The 6918-nt window shown below is 37.4% G+C and carries 7 protein-coding genes; all 7 read right to left on the bottom strand.

Going from position 1 to position 6918, the window contains the following annotated elements; translation table 11 throughout:
- Positions 1-19: 19 nt before the first annotated feature.
- The 7 genes from pheT to radC all read right to left on the bottom strand — a co-directional run bounded on the left by pheT (position 20) and on the right by radC (position 6820).
- Complete coding sequence (gene pheT / locus ASE74_RS23450) at positions 20-2419, bottom strand: phenylalanine--tRNA ligase subunit beta (protein ID WP_055914929.1); 2400 nt, start codon at positions 2417-2419, stop codon at positions 20-22.
- Positions 2420-2614: 195 nt separating this feature from the next.
- The gene (locus tag ASE74_RS23455) at positions 2615-2809 is read right to left on the bottom strand and encodes a hypothetical protein (protein WP_055914932.1); all 195 of its coding nucleotides are present in this window, start codon (positions 2807-2809) and stop codon (positions 2615-2617) included.
- A gap of 17 nt (positions 2810-2826) precedes the next feature.
- A complete protein-coding gene (locus ASE74_RS23460; RefSeq protein WP_055914935.1) occupies positions 2827-3021 on the bottom strand; it encodes a hypothetical protein in 195 nt (64 codons plus the stop codon).
- Between the two features lies 1 nt (position 3022).
- The gene (locus tag ASE74_RS23465) at positions 3023-4417 is read right to left on the bottom strand and encodes a radical SAM protein (protein ID WP_055914938.1); all 1395 of its coding nucleotides are present in this window, start codon (positions 4415-4417) and stop codon (positions 3023-3025) included.
- Positions 4418-4422: 5 nt separating this feature from the next.
- On the bottom strand, positions 4423-5187 hold the full coding sequence (locus ASE74_RS23470) for a prolipoprotein diacylglyceryl transferase (protein ID WP_055914941.1): 765 nt from the start codon (positions 5185-5187) through the stop codon (positions 4423-4425).
- A gap of 3 nt (positions 5188-5190) precedes the next feature.
- Complete coding sequence (locus tag ASE74_RS23475; RefSeq protein ID WP_055914944.1) at positions 5191-6027, bottom strand: endonuclease/exonuclease/phosphatase family protein; 837 nt, start codon at positions 6025-6027, stop codon at positions 5191-5193.
- 94 nt (positions 6028-6121) lie between these two features.
- Positions 6122-6820 carry a DNA repair protein RadC gene (radC, locus tag ASE74_RS23480; RefSeq protein WP_055914946.1) on the bottom strand — a complete coding sequence of 233 codons (699 nt, stop codon included), beginning with the start codon at positions 6818-6820 and terminating at the stop codon, positions 6122-6124.
- Positions 6821-6918: the final 98 nt, after the last annotated feature.

Raw genomic sequence — 6918 nt, forward strand, 5'->3', positions numbered from 1 at the left:
AAAAATACGAATTTATATTTTATTTCCTAATTTCTGCACCAGCTTGTGCCGTTAAATTGGCAATTAGCTTTTGCATTGTATTTTCAATCTGCTTATCGGTTAAGGTTTGTTCCTCATCCTGCAAAATGAAATTTAAGGCATATGATTTTTTACCTTCAGGTAGTTTATCGCCAACATATACATCAAATACACCAACCTCTTTAATTAGTTTTTTGTCAGTTTTAAAAGCAATTCCTTTCAAAGTATCAAACGTTACGTTTTGATCTATCAACAAAGAAAGATCACGACGTACCTGCGGGTATTTTGAAACTTCTTTATTTATGATTCTGTTTTTCTTCACAATATCCAACAGAGCAGCCCAGTCAAAATCTGCATAAAAAACTTCGGCATTTACATCGGCCACCTTACGGTCGGCTTTTGATGCAGCTCCGAAACTCACCAGCGTTTTATCTCCACGGAAATATTTAATGCCATATGCAAAATTTTCATCATTTAAAGTATCAGTCTGGTAGCTTGCAATGCCCAAACGGGAAATGATCGCATCTACAGCCGACTTTAAATTGTAAAAAGTAGATGATTTGGTATTATGGTTCCACTGCTCGCTTTGCTTTGCACCAGAAATTAACAACATTAACCTGGGGCGCTCTACATACTTCTCATTAATTAAATGGTAGGTTTTACCGAACTCATAAAATTTAACATCAGCATTTTTACGGTTTTGATTATAAGCAACACTTTCTAAAGCAGGCATCAATAAATTTTGGCGCATTACATTTAAATCGCTGCTTAAAGGATTTAAAATAAATACAGCCTCATCTAAATTTTTAGAGTAGGTAGATTTGGTTAAAGAGTTACACATAATTTCTGCATAACCGTTAGCAGTTAGCATATCGGCAATTACATTGTGTGTATTTTCTTTTTCGGGCTTGGTACTGTATGAAAGTGATGCATTTACCTTTGCCGGAATTTCGATATTGTTATAGCCGTAAATACGCAATACTTCTTCTGTAATATCACACTCACGGGTAACATCAACTTTAAATGATGGTACTCTTAAGGCCAGGGTATCATCTGAGGTATTGTTTGCCGAAATACCCAAAGCAGTAATGATGTGTTTAATTTCTGCTGAAGGGATATTTGCGCCGATTAATTTATTAATGTTGGTGTAACTTACCTCAAACTCAAACGGCTTGATGTGGCTTGGGTAGATATCAGAAATTGAAGATGAAATTTCGCCACCAGCAAGTTCTTTAATTAATAATGCGGCATATTTTAATGCTGTAACCGTAATTTCAGGATCGGTACCACGTTCGTAACGGAAAGAAGCATCGGTTTTTAAGCCATGCCTTTTAGAAGTTTTACGTACAGAAACTGAATTGAAATATGCACTTTCTAAAAAAATATTTTTTGTATTGTCATCAACTCCTGAAGATTTACCACCAAAAACACCTGCAATACACATTGGTGCTTCAGTATTGCAGATCATTAAATCATCGGCACTTAACTTACGCTCAACACCATCAATTGTTATAAAAGGTGTGCCTTCGGCAACTTTTTTTACGAGTACTTTTCCGCCGGCAATTTTATCGGCGTCGAAAGCATGTAGCGGCTGGCCTAAACCATGTAATAGATAATTGGTAATATCAACCACATTATTAATCGGGCGTAAACCGATAACTTTCAATTTATCTTTTAACCACTCTGGTGATTCTTTAACTGTAACTCCAGAAATTGTAACACTACTATAACGCGGACAAGCGGCTAAATCTTCTACCTCTACCGGAATAACAAGATTTTCGTTGTCTGTTTTGAAAGCAGATAGATCCGGCATTTCATATTCGCTTCTGAAATAAGCTGCTAAATCTCTCGCCACACCTAAATGCGAAGCCGCATCGGCACGGTTAGGTGTTAAGCCAATTTCAAAAACATAATCATCATCCATTTTAAAATGATCTTTTGCACGGATACCTACCTCAGTATCTTCAGCAAGGATCATAATGCCATCGTGAGATTTACCTAAACCAATTTCATCTTCGGCACAGATCATGCCCTGCGAAAGTTCTCCCCTGATTTTTGATTCTTTAATTTTAAAAGGTTCGCCTTCCAAAGGATAAACAGTTGTACCAACGGTGGCTACCACCACTTTCTGACCAGCGCCTACGTTTGGTGCACCACAAACAATCTGAAGATTTTCGTTACCGCCAACATTTACGGTGGTAATGCGCAAACGATCGGCATTGGGATGCTGCACACAGGTTAAAACTTCGCCGATTACCAAACCCTCAAGGCCGCCTACTACAGGCTGCACTTTTTCTACACTTTCTACTTCCAAACCTACATTGGTAAGGATTAATGAAAGCTCCTGAGGTGTTTTATCAATTTGTACGAATTGTTTTAACCAGTTATATGATATTTTCATTTAATGAGATTTGAGATTCCAGACAGGAGATTTGAGACTTGGAAGGCCTGTAATCTTCAATCTGGATTTATAAAATGCAAAGATATTATTTAAAGCTTAAAGGAGAAAGCTAAATTATTGAGATTTGAGATTCCAGACAGGAGATTGGAGACTTACGATGACTAAAACCCTGATTCAGGCACACAATATAAATGATTAATGGTTAATATGCAGATTGGAAAGAATGACTGCGCATGCCCCTGCACCAATAACCAACATAATTACGGAGGCAATTACCAGTTTAAGGCCTGGTTTAACCGGCTGATTTTTTACTGCCTTAATGATGATCTGGATGATACCAACCACAAAAAGCAACACAGCAACTACCCAATAAACGATAAAAATTCCCATAATACTTAAGCTGGATATTAACTGTTGGCAAGCAATACGGCACAGGCCCCAAAACCGATTACCACCATAATCACTGAGATGATAATTAACTTTAATCCGGCTTTTACAGGCTCATTTCTTGATGATTTTACGATGATCTGGATAATGCCAACAATAAAAAGAACAATTGCGGTTAAACAATAAATTACAAATAAGCCGAACAAACCACCCATATCAATTCATATTTAATTTTTCCCTGATTAAATCTATTTTATTATCGCGATAAAAAATATTCATGGTTTCAAATGGAACTATTTTGTATTTATCGCTTACAATGTGCACACAGGATTTTTTAACTGCACGTACATCAAAATCCAAAGGATCCATAAAATTCATAATGATAATGCGGAATAAATTATCATAACTCAAATTATCCGATTTTACTCTTGGCAAACAGCACATCAGCTCGCCAAAAGTATCTTCTGCACAATCTACCGAAACGCCTGTGCTAAAAAGATTCAGCATGTGTTCTTTCAGTTTTTCATCATGTTCGAAAACAATGGTATTTTTTGAATTGTTCAATAAATCTTCCGGATTGATCAAATGTGTCATCGGAATTACTTCATCACCAATTTTTAAAGCGTAAGCCATGCAGAGCGCATCAGGGTTGCAAGGCACCGGAATTAAATCCTGTGGGGTAAAAGTGGGGTACTGCTCATAAATTTTTCTTCGTACCTCTGTAAGGGTAATCCTTCCCTGCTGATCGTTATAATCATCATTTCTACCTGCTACTTGTGTAGGCTGAAAAGTAACGCCACGCACACATTTCTGCTTTAGTGCGTAATCCAGTATATCGCCAATTTCGTGGTCGTTTAAACCGTTTTGCAAGGTAACCACCAGTGTTGTTGATACATTGAATTGGTTTAAATGATCGATGGCTTTTCTCCTTACCTCAGTTAGATCCTCACCTCTTAGCTTGGTTAATACTTCGGCACTAAAACTATCAAACTGGAGATATATTTCGAAATCGGGCATGTAAGTGGCTAATTTCTCAACGAAGTTAATGTCTTTCGCAATTCTGATCCCATTGGTATTTACCATTAAATGTTTGATGGGTTTGGTTTTGGCAAGATCAAGGATCTTAAAAAATTCGGGATGAACAGTTGGCTCTCCTCCTGAAAGCTGAACCACATCCGGCTCGCCCTCATTGGCCACTACAACATCCATCATGCGTTCAATCTCTTCAAGCGTGCGGTGCCTGCCATAACTTGGAGATGACATGGCATAACAGGTTGGGCATGCAAGGTTACAGCGATCTGTTACTTCGATAACGGTTAAACAGGAATGCTGCTCATGATCGGTACATAAACCACAATCGTACGGACAACCATAATGCACTTTGGTATTAAATTTAAGTGGCATTTCGGATTGCTTATTGTAATTTCTGATCTGCTTATAATAATCTACATCATCGGCAATCATCACTTTGCTATCGCCGTGGGTTCTGCAGTTTTTCAGCATAAATACTTTTGCATCCTGAAAAACAATTTTGGCATCGCAAAGCTGTAAGCATTCTGGACAAAGACTTTTGGTGTAATCGTAGTATATATAATCTCTGGTATTGGCCATATTGCTTACTGCTGATGTATAATCCGTTTCGAAATTCTGATAATGAATTTATAATAATACATAAAAATAAACAATGCAGACCAATGAATACTGCTTAAATTTAAAAATAATGATTGGTAAGGTTTAATAAATTCTATTAAAAAACGAAACAGGAAATAGAGTACCATGAGCAGCTTAAAGTGATCTCCGTTAATCATTTCGACCTTTTTTAACCTGTTGAAAAGAAAAATTAACAGCACAAGATAAATCATTTCATAGAGCATTATCGGGTGCCTGAGGATGCCGTCGCCCAAATCCATGCCCATAAAAAAATGAGTGGGAATTCCATAGGTTGGTTCGTCGATCCCCATAGAAAAGCAACCAATTCTGCCAATAATCAACGCAACCAAAATGGGAATAACATAAATATCTCCTGAAGCTATATCAACACCGATTATCTTTTTAATCAGTTCTACACCGAAAAGGCCTCCCAACAAACCACCAATAATGGTTTTACTTTGATAAAGGATTGAAAAAGTAAGGTGATGGATAACTTCGGGCGTTTCGAGCACGGCAACCACCCTTGATCCGATTAATGCCCCAAGCATGGCTCCAAGCATAATCCATAACCTGTTTTCATCGGATATTGGATCTACAATTCCTTTTTTATAGAAATAATAAAGCCTAACGCCAACAATAAAGGCAAGTGTTTCGAAAATATAATGATAATGGTACTCATTACCGAAAAGTTCGAACTTAAAAGGAAATAATGATAGTGCTGTTAATACCATTTATTAAAAGAAGAGCTTACAATAAACAGGCAAATGATCTGAATAATATCTTTTATCCTTACTATCTGTAAGTACGGCAAACTTTTGCACTTTAAATCCTTTATTTACAAATATATAGTCGATTCTATCCTTCAAATCACTATCGAAATGAAAACCATTAAACGTGCCGGCAGGCCCATATGGAGGTTCTACAGAAACCTCTTTTGCATCAGTAAGAAAAGATTTAATTGTTGCAATGGCTTCAGTTTCTGGAGTTACGTTTAAATCGCCAGTAAAAACAACGGGTAAGGTTGGCGCAATTTCCTGTATTTTCCTTTTAAGCAATTTTGCCGATTCTATCCTGGCCTGCACGCCCATATGATCGTAATGGGTATTAAACACAATAAACGCTTTCTTATTTAATTTATCGTACAGTTTAACCCAGCTACACACGCGGTTTAGTGCCGCATCCCACCCTTTAGAAGGCACGTTAGGCGTTTCGGAAAGCCAAAAAGTGCCACCGTCTTTTTTAACGAACCTATCTTTATCAAAATACACTGCGGAGAATTCTCCTTTTCTTTTACCATCATCGCGACCAACGCCCACCACATCAAAATTTGAATTTTCCAATAAAGCGTCAAACTGCTCAGGCAAAGCTTCCTGTACACAGAGGATGTCGGCATCATGAAATTTCACTAATGCTTTTACATTGTCTTTTCGGTTTGGCCAGGCATTAATACCATCTGAGGCCACATTTAAGCGGATATTGTAAGTTATAATATTGATTGGCACATTCGTTTTTTGAGCGAAGGCCATTACAGTTAGTAAAAGAAAAACTGGGATAATTTTTAAAGTATTCATATTAACTATAATTTTGACATACCACAATTGGTAGCGTAAATAAAGTGCGATTATAACAATTTAAGCTTAATTACCCTTTAACAAGGAAATATCTTTAAATTAAATCTTCATCTTTATAACTATAATAGCGGTTGTTGGCAAAAATGAGGTGATCTACCACAAACATACTAAGGAGATTTCCGGAAGAAACCATATTCCTGGTTAATATATCGTCGCTTTCGCTCGGCCTTACATTACCAGAAGGGTGGTTATGTGCCAATACAATATTTGCTGCATTATTTTCTAAAGCGGTTTTAAAGATAATTTTTGGATCAGCAACTGTTCCGGCTTGTCCGCCTTTACTGATTAAAAATTTCCCGATAATCCGGTTGGATCTATTGAGCAACAAAATCCAGAATTCTTCATGATTAAGATTGGCAAAGGTTTGATGCAGGTATTTATACACATCATTAGAGGTTGTAACCTGAGTAATGATCTCTTCGGTAATATCTTTTCGCCTTAAGCCAAGCTCTAAGGCAGCGATAATGGTTAAGGCTTTAGCTTCACCAATCCCTTTAAATTTTGAGAGCTCCTGAATGGATGCCCGACCAAGCTTGGCTAAACTATTGTCGTAAAAAGCTAAAATTTTCTTACTTAAATCTACAGCTGTTTCATTTTTACTTCCCGAGCCGATTAAAATTGCAATCAGCTCGGCATCGGTTAAATGCCTTCGGCCGTGCAGCAGAAGTTTTTCTCGGGGCCGATCTTCTTCTGCCCACAGTTTTATGCCAAGTTTTTGAACGTAGTTTTCCATTTTTAATCGAGTAAGAAGCAGGGAATTAGTTTCCCTGCTGTCTCCTCACACCACCGTACGTACCGTTCGGTATACGGCGGTTTGTTAGAATAACTTCG

Source organism: Pedobacter sp. Leaf216 (genome assembly GCF_001421515.1).
GTDB lineage: Bacteria > Bacteroidota > Bacteroidia > Sphingobacteriales > Sphingobacteriaceae > Pedobacter.

Coding starts and splice junctions, on each gene's coding strand:
- pheT (WP_055914929.1), bottom strand. CDS start 2,419: ATGAAAATATCATATAACTGGTTAAAACAATTCGTACAAATTGATAAA.
- ASE74_RS23455 (WP_055914932.1), bottom strand. CDS start 2,809: ATGGGAATTTTTATCGTTTATTGGGTAGTTGCTGTGTTGCTTTTTGTG.
- ASE74_RS23460 (WP_055914935.1), bottom strand. CDS start 3,021: ATGGGTGGTTTGTTCGGCTTATTTGTAATTTATTGTTTAACCGCAATT.
- ASE74_RS23465 (WP_055914938.1), bottom strand. CDS start 4,417: ATGGCCAATACCAGAGATTATATATACTACGATTACACCAAAAGTCTT.
- ASE74_RS23470 (WP_055914941.1), bottom strand. CDS start 5,187: ATGGTATTAACAGCACTATCATTATTTCCTTTTAAGTTCGAACTTTTC.
- ASE74_RS23475 (WP_055914944.1), bottom strand. CDS start 6,027: ATGAATACTTTAAAAATTATCCCAGTTTTTCTTTTACTAACTGTAATG.
- radC (WP_055914946.1), bottom strand. CDS start 6,820: ATGGAAAACTACGTTCAAAAACTTGGCATAAAACTGTGGGCAGAAGAA.